This is a genomic window from Allomuricauda sp. d1 (assembly GCF_039592695.1).
Classification (GTDB): Bacteria; Bacteroidota; Bacteroidia; order Flavobacteriales; family Flavobacteriaceae; genus Flagellimonas_A.
Genome location: NZ_JBBUTK010000001.1, coordinates 47678 through 64320, shown reverse-complemented (window position 1 = coordinate 64320; position 16643 = coordinate 47678). Strand labels below are relative to the sequence as shown.

At 42.8% G+C, this 16643-nt stretch carries 13 protein-coding genes; 5 read left to right on the top strand and 8 right to left on the bottom strand.

Annotation, left to right across the window (positions count from 1 at the left end; genetic code table 11):
• Positions 1-57: 57 nt before the first annotated feature.
• The 7 genes from AAAH86_RS00255 to AAAH86_RS00225 form a co-directional block, all read right to left on the bottom strand.
• Positions 58-783: a LytTR family DNA-binding domain-containing protein gene (locus tag AAAH86_RS00255; RefSeq protein ID WP_343485488.1), complete on the bottom strand. Its 726-nt coding sequence runs from the start codon at positions 781-783 to the stop codon at positions 58-60.
• Complete coding sequence (locus AAAH86_RS00250; protein WP_343485487.1) at positions 780-1700, bottom strand: histidine kinase; 921 nt, start codon at positions 1698-1700, stop codon at positions 780-782. The genes AAAH86_RS00255 and AAAH86_RS00250 overlap by 4 nt, the downstream gene beginning before the upstream one ends.
• Positions 1701-1856: 156 nt before the next feature.
• The gene (locus AAAH86_RS00245) at positions 1857-2150 is read right to left on the bottom strand and encodes a hypothetical protein (protein ID WP_343485486.1); all 294 of its coding nucleotides are present in this window, start codon (positions 2148-2150) and stop codon (positions 1857-1859) included.
• A gap of 520 nt (positions 2151-2670) precedes the next feature.
• Positions 2671-4977, bottom strand: coding sequence for a S9 family peptidase (locus tag AAAH86_RS00240; protein ID WP_343485485.1), 2307 nt, complete (start codon positions 4975-4977; stop codon positions 2671-2673).
• Between the two features lie 138 nt (positions 4978-5115).
• Positions 5116-5643, bottom strand: a complete 528-nt coding sequence (locus AAAH86_RS00235) for a DUF4136 domain-containing protein (protein ID WP_343485484.1) — start codon at positions 5641-5643, stop codon at positions 5116-5118.
• Positions 5644-5772: 129 nt separating this feature from the next.
• The gene (gene obgE / locus AAAH86_RS00230) at positions 5773-6774 is read right to left on the bottom strand and encodes a GTPase ObgE (protein WP_343485483.1); all 1002 of its coding nucleotides are present in this window, start codon (positions 6772-6774) and stop codon (positions 5773-5775) included.
• A gap of 80 nt (positions 6775-6854) precedes the next feature.
• On the bottom strand, positions 6855-7961 hold the full coding sequence (locus AAAH86_RS00225) for an adenylate kinase (RefSeq protein ID WP_343485482.1): 1107 nt from the start codon (positions 7959-7961) through the stop codon (positions 6855-6857).
• A gap of 119 nt (positions 7962-8080) precedes the next feature.
• Here AAAH86_RS00225 and AAAH86_RS00220 point away from each other — a divergent pair, with 119 nt between their 5' ends.
• The 4 genes from AAAH86_RS00220 to AAAH86_RS00205 all read left to right on the top strand — a co-directional run bounded on the left by AAAH86_RS00220 (position 8081) and on the right by AAAH86_RS00205 (position 12609).
• Positions 8081-9235: a 5-(carboxyamino)imidazole ribonucleotide synthase gene (locus AAAH86_RS00220; protein ID WP_343485481.1), complete on the top strand. Its 1155-nt coding sequence runs from the start codon at positions 8081-8083 to the stop codon at positions 9233-9235.
• A complete protein-coding gene (purE, locus tag AAAH86_RS00215) occupies positions 9232-9723 on the top strand; it encodes a 5-(carboxyamino)imidazole ribonucleotide mutase (protein ID WP_343485480.1) in 492 nt (163 codons plus the stop codon). The genes AAAH86_RS00220 and purE overlap by 4 nt, the downstream gene beginning before the upstream one ends.
• A 149-nt stretch (positions 9724-9872) precedes the next feature.
• Complete coding sequence (locus AAAH86_RS00210) at positions 9873-11918, top strand: M3 family metallopeptidase (RefSeq protein ID WP_343485479.1); 2046 nt, start codon at positions 9873-9875, stop codon at positions 11916-11918.
• 136 nt (positions 11919-12054) lie between these two features.
• Positions 12055-12609, top strand: coding sequence for a sigma-70 family RNA polymerase sigma factor (locus tag AAAH86_RS00205; RefSeq protein ID WP_343486804.1), 555 nt, complete (start codon positions 12055-12057; stop codon positions 12607-12609).
• A gap of 241 nt (positions 12610-12850) precedes the next feature.
• On the opposite strand, the gene AAAH86_RS00200 is transcribed toward AAAH86_RS00205, so the two are convergent.
• Positions 12851-13663: a hypothetical protein gene (locus AAAH86_RS00200; protein WP_343485478.1), complete on the bottom strand. Its 813-nt coding sequence runs from the start codon at positions 13661-13663 to the stop codon at positions 12851-12853.
• Between the two features lie 121 nt (positions 13664-13784).
• On the opposite strand from AAAH86_RS00200, the gene gcvP reads away from it, so the two are divergent.
• Positions 13785-16628: an aminomethyl-transferring glycine dehydrogenase gene (gene gcvP / locus AAAH86_RS00195; protein WP_343485477.1), complete on the top strand. Its 2844-nt coding sequence runs from the start codon at positions 13785-13787 to the stop codon at positions 16626-16628.
• Positions 16629-16643 lie beyond the last annotated feature (15 nt).

Genomic DNA, 16643 nt, shown 5'->3' with positions numbered 1-16643 from the left:
TAGCGTATAGCGTATAGCAAAAAACTGAACTTGAATTTGAAACTTGAGCTTGAACTTTTAAAGACTCATCTTATCCTTAAAGATATAGGACTGCCGCCGAGATACTTCGACCTCATCGCCATTTTGCATTTTGAGTTTGAGCTTGCCTTTGAACCATGGAATGACTTCCATAACAAAATTGGTATTTACGATTTGCTGCCGATTGGCCCTAAAAAAAGAGGTTTCGGGCAGTTTTTCCTCCACTTGGTTCAACGATTTGTAGAGCATGGGCTTTTCACCCTGAAAAAATACCCGAGTGTAATTGCCGACAATCTCAAAGTGTGAAATGTCACCAATTTTGACCAACCAACACTTTTCACCTTCTTTGATGAAAATTTGACTGGTTTCGGAAAGTTTTTGTCCATCAGAAGCTGTTTCTTGGTTTCCTTCTAACTTGGCTTTTACCTTGTCCATGGCCACGGCAAAACGTTTGGCGTTGATGGGTTTGAGCAGATAATCAAGGGCATTGTATTCAAAAGACTTGATGGCATACTCATCAAAGGCCGTGGTAAAAACGGTAATGGGTACCTCATCGAGCATTTCCAACAGTTCAAATCCGTCTTTTTCGGGCATGTTGATATCCAAAAACAACAAATCGGGTTGGGTGTTTTGAATCAATTCAACTCCCTTGTCCACATTCTCAGCCTCACCAACCACCTCAATCTCTGCATGCCCCTTAATCAATTCTTTGAGTTCGTTTCTGGCCAAACGGGAATCCTCGACGATGACAGTCTTGATAGTCATGACAAAGGAATTTTAATATCGGCCACCACCTCACCATTCTCTTCAGTCAGTGCAAAAATGCCTGCCTCACCATACAACAGCTTCAACCGCTGTTTGATGTTTTTGATGCCCAATTGGGTAGAATCCTTGTCTATTTTGAGTGTTCCTGTATTGCGGACCTGAATTTCCAGATTTTTCTCATTTCTATGGATATCCAAAGAAATTGCCCCCCCTTTTTTTAAATTGGAAATACCGTGTTTTGTAGCATTTTCTACCAACAATTGAATAATCATGGGTGGAATCTGAACTTGCATAGCTTCACTGTCCACATCCTTTTTAAAATCCAGACGGTCTTCAAACTGAATTTTTGAAAGGGCAATATAGTTATCGACCATTTCCAGCTCTTCCTCAACGGCAATAGCATTCGTATTATTTTTGGTCAATGAATAGCGCAACATTTCGGAAAGTTTAGTTAACATTTCACGTGATTTCTCCACATCCTCCAACATCAATCCACGTATATTGTTCAGGCTGTTGAACATAAAATGTGGATTGATTTGCCCTTTTAAAGTGTTCAATTGCGCTTGTTTGAGGTTGGTATTGAGCTCCAGTCTGTCAATTCGATCACGATTGAGCTTGAGCAACAACTTGATGACGAGATAGGTGACCAGCCATGCCCCGACCATGAACAATGAATTGATGGCCTGTATCCAAAAGCCGTCGTACATTTTGAACATTTCAATATGTTCTTCTGAAAGACTCGGCCCGTACTTGGCATAGATATAGCCAAAAAGGTAGTTTGAAAAACCAAAAATAGCGGAGGCTACCAGAAAAGAGACTCCTATTTTGACAAAATCAACAACTCTGAAGGCTTCAAAATCAACATTGCGCTTGACATACCACCGAAGCAAGGAAGTAGACCCGATACCTATCAGCATACCGAAAAGTATGGAGTAAGCAACGAATTCGAAACCTACCTTTTTTAAGACAAACAGTGAAAGACAATTGACAAAACCCCATCCTGCAAACTGCAAGATCCAAAAAATACGATTGCGTTTCTTATCCGATAAATTCATCAAAGGTTACTAAAGGAGTTACATCTGTTGTGACCAAAGATAGATAAGTTTCCCAACGGAAAAACCCAAGCCAAAAAACACGAGCACGACCATAAGCGTGATTCCAACGACTTTGTGATTTGATGGTCTTTTTTTTAGGCAAGCGCTTAACTTTCCGTTGTCTTTTCTATAGCCAATGACCAACAGACCAATTGCAATGACCACCATGATGGTCGAAACTATAAGATTGGAGTTTTCAAACTTTCCTAAAGCCAAGATTGCGGAAGCGACCAATATTGCACCTGCAATAAGTATTGTGTCTTTAATTTTCATTCTGACCTGAATTTAGATTACAATCTGTATTCTTTTTGTTTCTTATTCTCCATGCGTAGATGAACATCAAAATTCCTGAAATACTTAATAAGGCTACAGAAACCGGTTCATCAGCTCGAAAGAACATTAGAAGAGCCGAGAAGCCGAATAGTATTCCTGCCAATATGCTTACAAATACATTATTATTCATATCTCACTTATTAAACTTTTGCTTCTTTGTGTTGTCAATCTGCTCCAAACTTGTAGTTGTCCTTACCATAATTGATTAAAAAATGATGCTGACCAAAATGCTGATGATCAATTTTACAACTGCTATCATGACTGTTCGTTTTTTAGTTTATGAAATGATTACAACACAAATGTATTTATAGAGAACCCTTCAGTAAACAGAATTATGGCCAGCGGTAATTTTGATTTACTGAACGGTAAAGGACAGTTGAAGAATTATATACTATTCTTTCTCAGAAAGAAAAATGGGGGCTTTTGGCCCCCATTTTCATATTGGTCAGTATAATTGAATTTACCCCTTTATAGGTTTCTGTACTTCTTGTTCGTTTAAATGTTTGGCAAAAAAGCCCATCATCGCTTTATAGAGCTCAATCGAATTCTCTTCCTTGCCGAAACCATGGCCTTCATCATATTTGACCATATAGGGTACATCTTGACCTTTGGCGCGCAGTGCTTCCACAATTTGGTCAGATTCATTGATGTTGACCCTTGGGTCATTTGCTCCTTGTACCACAAATAGGGGTTTTTTGATTTTTTCAATTTGGTAAACTGGGGAAACTTCTTCCATAATCTTTTTCTCTTCGGGGATGGTTTCATCATACCAAATTTCCCTGACAATCTCTAAATAAGGCTTCCAATACTCTGGGAAAGAATCCATAAAGGTGAAAAGGTTTGAAACACCCACATAATCAACTCCGCAGGCATACAGATCGGGAGTCTTCGTCAGGCCACGCAATACGGCATATCCACCATGGCTACCGCCGTAAATAGCTGCTTTATCCTTATCTACCCAACCTTGCTCGACCACATATTTTAGGCCATCCTCGACATCATCCATGGCTTTACGGCCAATCTGTTTAAAGCCAGATTCTAAAAATTCACGCCCGTAGCCGCCAGAAATCCTGAAATTTACTTGAAGTGTGGCATATCCCCTACTCGCGAACAACTGCGCTTCAGGATTGAAACCCCAAGAATCACGAATGCCCTGTGGCCCACCATGCGGATTCACAATTACAGGTACTTTTTCACCGTTCAATGCAGCTTTCGGCAATGTGATATAACCATGTATGGTTTTACCATCCCTACTTTGAAAAGTGATAGGTCGCATTTCGGCCATGTCTTCCTTTTTCAGTTGGGGCATCAAATTGTACAGAAATGTAAATTCATCTTTGGCAACATCATACGAGTGGTACTCGCCATACAATTTATCGCTCTGCAAAAACACCAAAAGTTTATCTTCAGCGTCGGTTGCATCTACAATCGAATATTGATACTCAGGAAATTCATCTGTAATGCGCTCGTGAAGCCTTTTGTATGATTCGCTGATAGGCACCACCACATTCTTCTCACCTTCATAACCCACATAGTCCAACTCGTAACCTCGTTTTTTGGATAGATACATATCAGAAACATCGTAATTCTCATTTGCGAATACCTCCCCTAAGACTTTATCTTCTTTCAAATCATATCGAATGATTTTCGCTTTATCACTCTCTAAATTGGACAGTACATAAGCATCATGTTCATTTTCAGTAGCGTAGTCAAAACTGAGAACAGAAAAGTTATCCTTCCAGCTAAGGCTTTTTAAAATGGAATATCCCCCATTGCCATCTTGGTAATAGAAATCTTGTTCAACCCCGTTCTTCAATCGGGTAAAACCTTTGAGGTTTCCATCCTTATCAAAATTATAGCCCATTATCGGGTTGGCCACATCACTGTTTTCGTACAATTGGGTCAACTCACCCGTATCGACATTAACTTTATAGGGTTCAAATATCTGCGGATTGTTTTTGTTGAGATTGACAATGATATGATGTTTGTCTTCTTCCAATAAATTTGAGAATTGGGCCTGTACACCATCAAAAGGCGTTAAATCCTTAAGATTGCCACCATCTAGATCAGCAGCAAAGACATGATAGTTTTCGTCGCCGCCCTTATCGGAAATATAGGCCAAACGATTGTTGTTCAACCAAGCATACCCACGCACCAATTCTTCTTTTTCTTCTATGGCGCGGGTCACATTGCCCGTAGCAATTTCCTTTACGTAAATATGGCGCTTGCCATTCTCATCTTTTTCTCGGTAAGAAATGTACTTTCCATCTGGTGAAAATCGGAAAGTTGATGCCTTTGGCTTGGCAAAATAATCCTCAACCGCATATTTATGGTCACCTTTATCCAAGCTCATCAATTCTTGAAGTGCACCGTCACTGCTGACCAATTCTGGATTGCCCGGAATGGTTTTTTCAGTCTTTTCAAGGACCAATGGAAGCTCCATACCGCCTTGATAGAAGGTTCCTGAAATTTTATCCGATTGTAATTCCCCGACATATTTTATTCCAGCCTGTTTGAATACGATGGTCAATGTATTATCGATAAAGGTTGTCTCATCCATAGGAATGTCGGTTGCCCCTTGCGAGGGGCTGTCCATAGTGGCGCTGATTTCTCCACTTTCTTCGGAGACATTAAAAATCAAGGGCATTTTTGTACCCTGAACGTCTAGGTTTCCTTTCCAAGAGCCGTTTATTTCTTGAGCAAATCCTGTCAAGCCGACAAAAAGGAATAGCAGCCCTGTCAAGGCTTGACTTTTACTAATTTTCATGACTTATTTTTTAATTGTTTATTGATATGTAGTGGCATCAAACAATTTGTTACCAACTGTGGCTCAAATATATAAGGTTTAAGAGGATTTGCTCAAGAAATATGGCTAGCGGTAAAATGACAGGTGCGAACGGAAAAGCTATTTTGTTTCAGGAGGAAACTTTGAAAATACCTTCGCCACGACCTTTTGCAATTGGGCTTCCCGAACACTTGGGGAAGCATTGTCACTAAAACTACTTTCACTGATAGCCTGCCAAAACAGGGCATCTTTCTCTGCGTCAACGAAGTCAAACTGAATGCTGCGGGCCAAACCAGAGCCCCCTACGGGAATTCCGACAGAAACGCCCCCACCGACATTTCTTCCTGTACCGCCAACACCTACGCCAACGGAATTGTTCGGTCCACGACGAAATGATGAACTAAGAATATTGATCAAAAAGTCAGGTTCCTCGGCCAAGAGATAGCCTTTTGACTGCAAGGCAGAGTCGAGGGCTCGTAGCAGACGCTTTTCATCGAGTCCGCTCAGGCCGATATCCATATCGGAAAAATAATTATATGTGGAATAGTTGGAAAAGTCCGTGGTTTTATCATAATCGTAGTTCACGCGGACTGCGTTGCAGGACGCCATAACAAGTACGACCAAAAAAATTTTAAGTTGTTTCATCATCAAAAAAAATCTTTGAAAAACCCACCCCAATTTTTTCTTTGAAAAAGGCACCCCTCCCTTCCTTCGACTGCGCTCAGGATGACAGGGAGGGGGAATTGTTTTATCTTTTTTAAAATTACAAAAAGAATGTTATTCGTTCAACAGTGCCCAAAGCCTATCTTTCAACTCGGTAATACCCTGTTGGGCCACTGAAGAAATAAAGAGATACTCCATATCTGAAAAATCTTCTTTCAGGGCTTCATCCATCTCGGCCATCAACTCTTCATCGAGCATATCATTTTTTGAAATGGCGACAAGGCGTTGTTTGTCCAACAATTCTGGATTGTACCTTCGGAGTTCATCCAACAAGATTTCATATTCTTTTGAAATATCCTTGCTATCTGCGGGAATCAAAAACAAGAGCGTTGCATTCCGCTCAATATGCCGTAAGAAATAATGACCCAAACCTTTGCCTTCGGCAGCGCCTTCAATGATTCCGGGAATATCGGCCATCACAAAGCTCTGAAAATCGCGATACTCGACAATACCCAAATTGGGTTTTAAGGTCGTGAACTCATAATCGGCAATTTTGGGCTTGGCAGAGGTCATCACAGAAAGCAATGTCGATTTGCCCGCATTGGGGAAACCCACCAAACCCACATCGGCCAATACCTTTAATTCAAGGGTCAGTTGTCTTTCTTGACCTTCAATACCAGGTTGGGCATACCGTGGGGTTTGATTGGTGGCGGATTTAAAATGCCAGTTGCCGCGACCACCCAATCCTCCTTCTGCAACTATTTTTTCTTCCCCGTCTTCGGTAATCTCGAACAAAATTTCATTCGACGCCGTATCACGAACAACAGTGCCCAAAGGCACTTCTAAGTACACATCGGCCCCGTCGGCACCCGTACTGCGTTGTTTGCTGCCATGTTCGCCGTGGCCTGCCTTAAAGTGTTTCTGGAATTTGTAATGAACGAGCGTCCATAAATTTTTGTTGCCCCGTACTATTGCGTGACCGCCACGGCCGCCATCACCACCGTCAGGCCCTCCCCGAGCAACATATTTCTCTCTGCGAAGATGCGTGGAACCCTGACCACCTTTGCCTGAGGCCACATGAACTTTTACATAGTCGACAAAATTGCCTTCAGTCATGTTTGTGGGGGTTTATAGGTTTATAGGTTTGAAGTTAAATATGTCATACTATAAATACATAAACTTCTTAAACATATAAACTACAAGGAATCAATCACCTTACTCAATCTTTTGGTCACCTCATCAATTTCACCAATGCCGTTTACAGAGTGAAACTTGCCTTGAGCCTCATAGTATTTGCGAAGTGGAGCCGTTTTTTGATTGTACTCTTCAAAACGGTTCCTGATTTTTTCTTCATCTTGGTCATCGCTGCGTCCGCTTTCTTTGCCCCGCTCCAAAAGACGTTGCACCAAAACTTCATCATCGGCCTCTAAGGCGATGGTGGCATCGACTTGCATATCCTTTGAATCCAAGAAATTATCCAATGCTTCTGCTTGTGCTGCTGTTCGTGGAAAACCATCAAAGATGAAACCAGCCGCATCAGCGTTCTTTTCTACCTCGGCCTTGAGCATGTCAATGGTCACTTCATCGGGTACCAAATCACCCCTATCGATATACGACTGGGCCAATTTGCCCAATTCGGTGCCATTTTTCATGTTGTAGCGAAACACATCACCGGTAGAAATGTGTTTCAAATTGTATTTTTCTTTCAGAATCCCAGCTTGGGTTCCTTTTCCTGCTCCTGGCTTTCCAAAAAGCACTAGGTTGATCATATCTGTTTGGTTTAGTTGGTAAACTTCTCTCAAATTGCGCCCCAATTCGTTGTAATCGAGACCATAGCCGACGATGAAACTACTGGGTATCTCCAATCCCACATAATCGATATTGTACTCCCCGTTGTAGATTTCCGATTTATAGAACAACGAGGCGATTTTGAACTCTTTCACATTGGTATTTGAGAACAGGTGTACCAATTGCTGTAAGGTTCTGCCCGTATCGATGATATCCTCTAAAATAATGACGCTTCGCCCCTCGATATCCTCAGAAATGTCAAGCAAGGTTTCTACAATTCCCGTTGATGTCAATCCCTGGTACGAACCCATCTTGACAAAAGTTACCTCGCAGGGATGCGGATATTGTTTCAAAAAATCGGAAACAAACATAAAGGCCCCGTTAAGCACCCCAACAAAAATGGGTGTCTTGTTCTTGTAATCACGGGCTACCTCATCGGCGATTTTTTTGACAGCCTGTTGTATATCAGCCTCGCTCAAAAAGGGTTTGAATTGTTTGTCGTGCAACTTTATCACGTGTTCTCAATTTTTTGGGGTTGGCAAAGATAACATTTTGCAGCGTTCTTTTTGAACAGTATTACTGAGCGTTTTAGGATTTCCATGTATTTTTGCGAACACTTGAAAGTGGCGTTCTTATGAACTATTTTTCTTCGGATTTCAAACTCGGAATTTTAGGCGGCGGACAATTGGGAAAAATGTTGCTGTACGAAACCCGAAAATGGGACATTTACACCAAAGTGATGGATGCCTCTGAGGAAGCCCCCTGCAAAATCGCCTGTAACGAATTTGTTTTGGGTAATCTGTTGGATTTTGATGCCGTGTACAATTTTGGGAAGGATGTTGATGTACTCACTATTGAAATCGAGAATGTCAACATAGATGCGTTGGAAAAGCTGGAAGCCGAGGGAAAGAAAGTGTATCCACCGACAAAAGCATTACGGACCATTCAGAACAAAGCCGCTCAAAAACTATTTTACACAGACAACAGCATACCCACAGCGCCCTTTACCCGATTTGCCTACACTTCTGAAATTGAGGATGCCATAGAGAATGGCGGGGTCAATTTGCCTTTCGTTTGGAAAGCGGCACGTTTCGGTTATGACGGTCAAGGCGTAAAAATTGTTCGCAAGCTCGAGGATTTAGAAGGGTTGCCACCAGGGGAATGCATTGCAGAGCAGTTGGTCAACTTCAAGAATGAATTGGCTGTCATCGTGGCAAGAAACACCCATGGCGAGGTCAAAACCTACCCTGTGGTTGAGATGGAGTTCCATCCCGAGGCCAATCAAGTGGAATATGTCATCTGTCCAGCTCGAATTCAAGAAACCGTCGCCAAAAAAGCACAGGAAATAGCTTTAAAAGTTTCAGAACATATCGGCCATGTGGGTTTATTGGCGGTTGAGCTTTTTCAGACCCAGGATGATAAAATCTTGGTGAACGAAGTGGCCCCCCGACCCCATAATAGTGGACATTACAGCATTGAAGCCAGTTATACCAACCAATTTGAGCAACATATCCGTGCCATTTTGGGGCTGCCGTTGGGAAAAACCGATAGCAAGTTAGCTGGCATTATGGTCAATTTGGTCGGTGCCGAAGGGTATACGGGAGAAGTGGTGTATGAAAATATTGAGGCTATTCTTGGGAAAAGAGGAGTGACGCCCCATATATATGGCAAAAAACAAACGCGACCTTTCAGAAAGATGGGGCACGTAACCATTGTCAATGAAAATATTGATAGGGCACGTGAAATAGCGCAACAAGTAAAGGAAAAAATCAAAGTAATCAGCAAATGAGCAAAATAGCCATCATCATGGGCAGCACCAGTGACCTACCGGTCATGCAAGATGCCATTGATATCTTAAAAGAATTTGACATTGAGGTCGATGTGGACATCGTCTCCGCCCATCGCACCCCTGAAAAGATGGTCGAGTTTGGCAAAAACGCCCATAAAAACGGATATGCTGCCATCATTGCAGGTGCAGGCGGTGCCGCACATTTACCAGGAATGGTGGCTTCACTGTCGCCGCTTCCGGTTATCGGGGTGCCTGTAAAAAGCTCCAATAGCATTGATGGTTGGGATTCGGTGCTTTCTATCCTTCAGATGCCTGGTGGTGTGCCCGTGGCAACCGTAGCGTTGAACGGGGCAAAAAATGCAGGAATACTGGCCGCACAGATCATTGGCAGTTCAGATGCCGCAGTATTACAAAAGGTCTTAGACTATAAAGAAGGTCTGAAGAAGAAAGTGATTGAAGGGTCTAAATCTGTCCGAAATTCCAAATGACAAAATCCAAATTCCAAGTTTTTCATTTGTGCAAATTCGTGAAATTAGTGTCCTATAAAGCAATAAGCAAATGAACACCTTTAACCTTTAACCTTTAACCTTTAACCTTTAACCTTTAACCTTTAACAAAGTAAACCCAAGACAAAATTATGTCCCAAGACATCAATAACAATCCTTTACTACAACCCTTCGACCAAGCCCCATTTTCACAAATAAGGAACGAGCATTTTAAACCAGCTTTTTTGGAAGCCATTGAAATGGCGCGAAAAGAAATTGATGCCATTGTTGAAAATCCAGAGCAACCGACTTTCGATAACACCATTGCTGCACTCGATTATTCTGGGTATCAACTGGACCGAATTTCCAGCGTGTTCTTCAACCTCAACTCTGCTGAGACCAATCAAACAATACAGAAAATTGCCCAAGAGGTCTCCCCCCTACTCTCGGAGTTTGGCAATGACATTACCCTAAACGAAGACCTATTCAAAAGGGTAAAAACGGTTTGGGAACAGCGCTCATCGCTTGATTTGACCCCTGAACAAGCTACCTTGCTTAAAAAATGCTATAAAAGATTCAGTAGAAATGGGGCAAACTTGCCCGAAGAAAAAAAGAAACGGTTACGTGAAATCGATGCGGAGCTTTCAAAACTCAAATTGACCTTTGGAGAAAACGTGCTGGCCGAGACCAACAAGTTTGAGATGCACCTGACCAATGAAAATGATTTGGATGGACTTCCGGAAGGGGAAAAAGAGGCGGCGGCACAATTGGCCAAATCCAAAGGAAAAAAAGGCTGGTTGATCACATTGGATTATCCGAGCTACATTCCCTTTATGAAATATGCCAAGAATCGAAACTTACGAAAAAAACTGTCATTGGCCTTTGGGAGCAAAGGGTTTCATGGGGATAAGCTTGATAACCAAGAAAATGTGCTCAAAATTGCCAACCTTCGTCATGAACGTGCCAATCTTTTGGGATATGCGACCCATGCCCATTTTGTGTTGGAGGAGCGCATGGCCGAAACCCCCGAAAAGGTGAAGGACTTTTTGAACGAACTGCTCGAAAAAGCAAAACCAGCGGCTAAAAGTGAATTTCAAGAACTGGAAGCCTTTGCCCATGAACTGGATAGTATTGACCGACTACAGAAGTGGGATGGTGCCTATTATTCTGAAAAACTGAAACAACAGAAGTTCGACCTCGATGATGAAAAGCTCAAGCCGTATTTTAAATTGGAAAATGTCATCGATGGTGTTTTTAAAGTGGCCGAAAAACTGTTCGGACTCCATTTCAAAGAAGTTTTTGATGTGGATACCTATCATGAAGAGGTCAAAACGTATGAAGTTTTTGATGGAGATGGAAATTTCGTATCCCTCTTTTATGCCGATTTTCATCCACGGCTCGGAAAACGTGGCGGCGCTTGGATGACGTCTTACAAACCGCAGTTTAAAAAAAATGGTGAAAATGTGCGTCCGCATATCTCAAACGTGTGCAACTTTACACGTTCTACCAAGAGCAAACCATCATTACTGACCTTCAACGAAGTCACTACGCTTTTTCATGAATTTGGCCACGCACTGCACGGTATGTTGGCGGATACGACTTATCCTGGACTTTCAGGTACTTCAGTCTATTGGGATTTTGTGGAACTGCCCAGCCAAATCATGGAGAATTGGTGCTATGAGAAAGAAGCTCTTGAACTTTTTGCCCATCACTATGAAACAGGTGAAATGATTCCGATGGAGCTGGTTGAGCGAATCAAAGCTTCCTCAAATTTTCAAGAAGGGATGCAGACACTCCGTCAAATCAGCTTTGGTCTGTTGGACATGGCTTGGCATGGTCAAAACCCATCTGAAGTGAAAGGTGTAAAAGCCTTTGAAACCAATACCTTTGAAGGCACACAGCTATTTCCTGATACTCCCGAGACCTGTATGAGCACTGCTTTTGCCCATATTTTTCAAGGCGGGTATTCGTCAGGCTATTACAGCTATAAATGGGCCGAAGTGCTCGATGCTGATGCCTTTGCACACTTTACAGAACACGGCATCTTCAATCAGGAAATTGCCAATAAGTTCAAGTTGCACGTACTTTCAAAAGGAGGCACAGAAAACCCCATGGTACTTTACAAACGCTTTCGTGGCCAAGAACCACAGTTAGAAGCTTTGTTGGAACGGGCGGGGTTATTGAAAAAGTCAGCTTAGGTCATTGATATTGTATTTTGTTAACATTTCCCCAAAGTATTGGTTTGCAATCATTTTGTGATATTTCAAGGGGTTCTTTGTTGCGTACAGAAATCATGAACTAAAAACCGTAATTTTGAGACTTGTTAACCGACAAATGCCCGCACACGAGCTACATCCTGAAACTTGGGTCGACCAATACGCCGACTACCTTTTTAACTATGCAGTTGCCCGTGTGAGCGATGCCGAGATTGCCAAAGATTTGGTGCAAGAGACTTTTTTTGCAGGATTGAAATCTGCTGAGAACTTTAAAGGCGATGCCGCTGAACGTACGTGGCTCATTGCCATACTCAAAAGAAAGGTCATTGACCATTATCGCAAAATCAACTCAAAAAAAGGCAAGGCCGAAGTCAAGATGAGCTACAGCAACCATGATGATGCAGAAGGTGATTGGTTAGAAGAGCGTGTGGCTGACCCTTTTAACCAAGGCGGTGATGGTGCCATAGAAAATGAGGAACTGGGCATGGCCATACAAGATTGTATCTCAAAATTGCCCAAGAAACAATCGCTGGTCTTTAACATGAAAACCATTCAGGGCATGAGCACCGAAGACATTTGTAATGAATTGGGCATTAATCCGTCAAACCTTTGGGTAATGATTCATAGGGCACGAACCGCCTTGATGGGTTGTTTGAATCAAAGTTGGTTTTAGTTATGATGATATCTTGTGACGAAGCGTCAATAATTTGCAACAAATCCCAATATGAAGAGGCTTCTTTTTGGGAGAAAATGAAGCTAAGACTTCATTTGTTCATTTGTAAGAACTGCGCGCGTTTTACCAAAAAGAACACACAATTGACTTCTCTGTGCCAAAAGGCAGAGCTACACTCCCTTTCTGAAAGGGAAAAAGAAATCATGAAAAAGAGCCTTGAGAAAAAAAAATAAGACCTTGATTATAAAACCTGTAGGAGCAGCCACCAAAAAATGGGAACGGCCTCTACCCAGAATGAGGCAAAGTATCTTGACTGTTTTTCCTTTGTGTATTTGAGTAAAAAAACAACGGTCACCATTACCAAAAATCGGGTGACAATTTCCACTGTGCCTATTTCATCCTTTAGAAAAGTAAATCCGAAAAAGAGCAGCAATACGGTATAGCCTATTCGCTTTGTCTTTTCCAACCCCAATCTTTGCGGTATCGTTCGAACCTGGGGGGCATCAAACTTCATATCCCGTATCTCAAAGGGCAATATCAATGCCAAGACCAATAAAAAGCGTTGTAGGCTAACAATAAAAACATCCCAAGTGAATGGAATCTTATTATCCATTATCGGTAGAATGACGGTAAATCCCATCCAGACCAAAGCCACAATAAAAATTTTTAAAATTCCTAGAGAGCGAAGATTTTTTGCTTGGGGCAAAACGGGCAACGCATACACGCCAGAAAGCAATGTCAAAATAACGATTGCTGCCCAAATGGGCATATCAAGGTGCCATCCACAATAGATAATCGGCAAAAAGCAGAGAAAACTGAAAACCTGTATAATTCTGTGGTAGCTGTTGGAGACAATCAAATATTTTTCAGCCTCTACCCCATACTTCACGAAGTTGTAACAAACAATGGTGCTGAAACCAATGAATGCCATCAGATAACCATTGTAATTCAGTTGAGAAAGTTCAACCGTAACGGCATATAACGATACCACTGCCAGAGCTACATGGATACTGGCATCCAAATAAAAATCAAAAATGGATTTTAACCCCCGCATCTATCCGAGCACTAAATTGCAATAGGTTAAATCTCGGTTGAAAACTTTGGATTTGACCATCTTCAAAGGTGCCATTTTTCAGCAAATTAATCGTTAATTTTGTGCACTTTATTGATAGCTTATGAATACCGAATCTTTTGCCCTTCGCCACATTGGCATCACTGAAAGAGACCTTTCAACAATGTTTACGACCATCGGTGTTGATTCGATGGAACAGTTGATTCAAGAGACCATTCCCGATGACATTTTGTTGAAAAACCCTTTAGATTTGCCCAACGCCATCAGCGAACACGAATTTTTATCGCATGTTCAGAAGTTGGGAGAAAAAAACAAGGTCTTCAAATCATACATTGGGTTGGGCTATCATGAAAGTCTGACGCCATCGGTCATCAAACGCAATATTCTTGAGAATCCGGGCTGGTACACAGCCTACACCCCTTATCAAGCAGAGATTGCCCAAGGGCGCTTAGAGGCACTTCTTAATTTTCAGACCATGGTCTGTGACCTTACCGGTATGGAGATTGCCAATGCCTCACTGCTCGATGAAAGCACAGCAGCTGCCGAGGCCATGACCATGCTTTTTGATGTGCGCTCGCGTCAACAAAAGAAAGACGAGGTCGTCAGGTTTTTTGTTTCTGAGGAAGTGTTGCCACAGACCTTGAGTTTATTGGAGACACGTTCAACCCCGATAGGTATTGAGTTGGTAATAGGAAATCATAAGGATTTTGATCTTTCGGATGATTTCTATGGAGCTTTACTGCAATATCCCGGAAAACATGGTCAAATACATGATTATTCCGGTTTTGTTGAAAAAGCACAAGAACATGACATCAAAGTAGCGGTTGCTGCTGATATCATGAGTTTAGTACTTCTCACTCCACCTGGGGAATGGGGCGCAGACGTAGTTGTGGGCACGACACAGCGTTTGGGCATTCCGTTGGGTTATGGAGGCCCACATGCTGCCTTTTTCGCAACGAAGGAAGCCTATAAACGCAACATCCCCGGACGTATCATCGGTAAGACCAAAGACACGGATGGCAACGAGGCACTGCGGATGGCGCTTCAGACCCGTGAACAACACATTAAAAGAGACAAAGCGACCTCGAACATCTGCACGGCACAGGTACTTTTGGCGGTAATGGCAGGAATGTACGCTGTGTACCATGGCCCAGAGGGGTTACGGTTCATCGCAAACAGCATTCACAATAAGACCAGACTGCTTAACAACTTCTTTAAAAAAGCGGGTATCCAACAGCAAAACGATGTCTATTTCGACACCTTGGAAGTGAACGTAGGCAACCTGGCCAAGCTTAAAGAATCGGCTGAATCCTTAGAAATCAATTTTAATTACACCGCCAAAGACACCGTCACGATTTCACTGAATGAGGCAACAAGTTTTGAAGATTTGTTGGCCATCATGAAGTGTTTCTCAAAAGTGGTCGGTTATACCTCAGATTTTGAAATTGACCTTTCTGAACTTGAAACGGTCATCTCTGAACCGTACGCGCGCCGATCTGATTTTCTGGAGCATGAAGTCTTTAATTCGTACCATTCTGAAACCGAATTGATGCGGTACATCAAAAAGTTGGAACGCAAAGATTTGGCATTGAACCATTCTATGATTTCTTTGGGAAGCTGCACCATGAAACTCAACGCGGCCTCTGAAATGTTGCCTTTGAGCTGGGGCAACTGGGGCAACATCCATCCTTTTGCACCAATTGACCAAGCTGAGGGGTATCAAATGATGCTCAAAGAATTGGAATCACAGCTCAATGAAATTACTGGCTTTGCCGCCACTTCGTTACAACCCAATTCTGGGGCCCAAGGCGAGTATGCCGGTTTGATGACCATTCGGGCCTATCATGAATCAAGAGGTGAGGGGCATCGAAACATTTGTATCATTCCCGCTTCGGCCCACGGAACTAATCCTGCTTCAGCGGTCATGGCCGGTATGAAAGTGGTGGTCACCAAAACCGATGAGCGTGGCAACATTGATGTTGCTGACCTCGAAGAGAAAGTAAACCACCACTCTGAAAACCTGGCAGCTCTGATGGTCACATACCCTTCAACGCATGGGGTATTTGAATCCTCCATTCGTTACATCACAAAACTGATCCATGATAACGGTGGTCAGGTATATATGGATGGGGCCAACATGAACGCACAGGTCGGATTGACCAATCCTGCGACCATTGGTGCCGACGTATGCCATCTGAATCTGCACAAGACGTTCTCCATCCCACATGGTGGTGGTGGGCCTGGTGTGGGGCCTATCTGCGTCGCGGAACAGTTGAAACCCTTTTTACCAAGCAATCCCGTAATAGAGACTGGTGGTGGTGAGGGGATTACAGCGATTTCATCTGCCCCTTGGGGTAGTGCCTTGGTATGTTTGATTTCTTATGGATACATCAAAATGTTGGGTGCTCAAGGAGTGGCCGACGCCACAAAGTATGCCATTTTGAATGCCAACTATATCAAAGAAAGACTGAACGGCAAATACGATGTGCTCTACACTGGTGAAAAAGGTAGGGCAGCACATGAAATGATCATTGATTGCCGGCCGTTCAAGGCGTATGGTATCGAGGTGACCGATATTGCCAAACGCTTGATGGATTATGGTTTTCACGCACCGACGGTATCATTTCCCGTGGCGGGCACCATGATGATTGAACCCACTGAAAGTGAGAGTTTGGCCGAGTTGGACCGTTTCTGCGATGCCATGCTAGCAATTCGTGAAGAAATCGACGAATCAGACAACAGTGTGCTCAAAAATGCGCCGCATACATTGGCCATGGTCACCGCAGATGAATGGCCTTTCAGCTATAGCAGGGAAAAAGCCGCTTTTCCGCTGCCTTATGTAGCAGAAAATAAGTTTTGGCCTACCGTACGCAGAACTGACGAAGCCTTTGGCGACCGTAATTTGGTTTGTACCTGTGCCCCTATTGAAGCGTATGCAGAGGCATGAAACATCAGTGTTCAT

Bases quoted from the DNA above. Each gene is read 5' to 3' on its own strand.
- obgE (WP_343485483.1), bottom strand. From the start codon at position 6,774: ATGACTGAAGGCAATTTTGTCGACTATGTAAAAGTTCATGTGGCCTCA.
- AAAH86_RS00250 (WP_343485487.1), bottom strand. From the start codon at position 1,700: ATGCTGATAGGTATCGGGTCTACTTCCTTGCTTCGGTGGTATGTCAAG.
- AAAH86_RS00255 (WP_343485488.1), bottom strand. From the start codon at position 783: ATGACTATCAAGACTGTCATCGTCGAGGATTCCCGTTTGGCCAGAAAC.
- AAAH86_RS00235 (WP_343485484.1), bottom strand. From the start codon at position 5,643: ATGATGAAACAACTTAAAATTTTTTTGGTCGTACTTGTTATGGCGTCC.
- AAAH86_RS00220 (WP_343485481.1), top strand. From the start codon at position 8,081: ATGAACTATTTTTCTTCGGATTTCAAACTCGGAATTTTAGGCGGCGGA.
- AAAH86_RS00240 (WP_343485485.1), bottom strand. From the start codon at position 4,977: ATGAAAATTAGTAAAAGTCAAGCCTTGACAGGGCTGCTATTCCTTTTT.
- AAAH86_RS00245 (WP_343485486.1), bottom strand. From the start codon at position 2,150: ATGAAAATTAAAGACACAATACTTATTGCAGGTGCAATATTGGTCGCT.
- AAAH86_RS00210 (WP_343485479.1), top strand. From the start codon at position 9,873: ATGTCCCAAGACATCAATAACAATCCTTTACTACAACCCTTCGACCAA.
- AAAH86_RS00205 (WP_343486804.1), top strand. From the start codon at position 12,055: ATGCCCGCACACGAGCTACATCCTGAAACTTGGGTCGACCAATACGCC.
- gcvP (WP_343485477.1), top strand. From the start codon at position 13,785: ATGAATACCGAATCTTTTGCCCTTCGCCACATTGGCATCACTGAAAGA.
- purE (WP_343485480.1), top strand. From the start codon at position 9,232: ATGAGCAAAATAGCCATCATCATGGGCAGCACCAGTGACCTACCGGTC.
- AAAH86_RS00200 (WP_343485478.1), bottom strand. From the start codon at position 13,663: ATGCGGGGGTTAAAATCCATTTTTGATTTTTATTTGGATGCCAGTATC.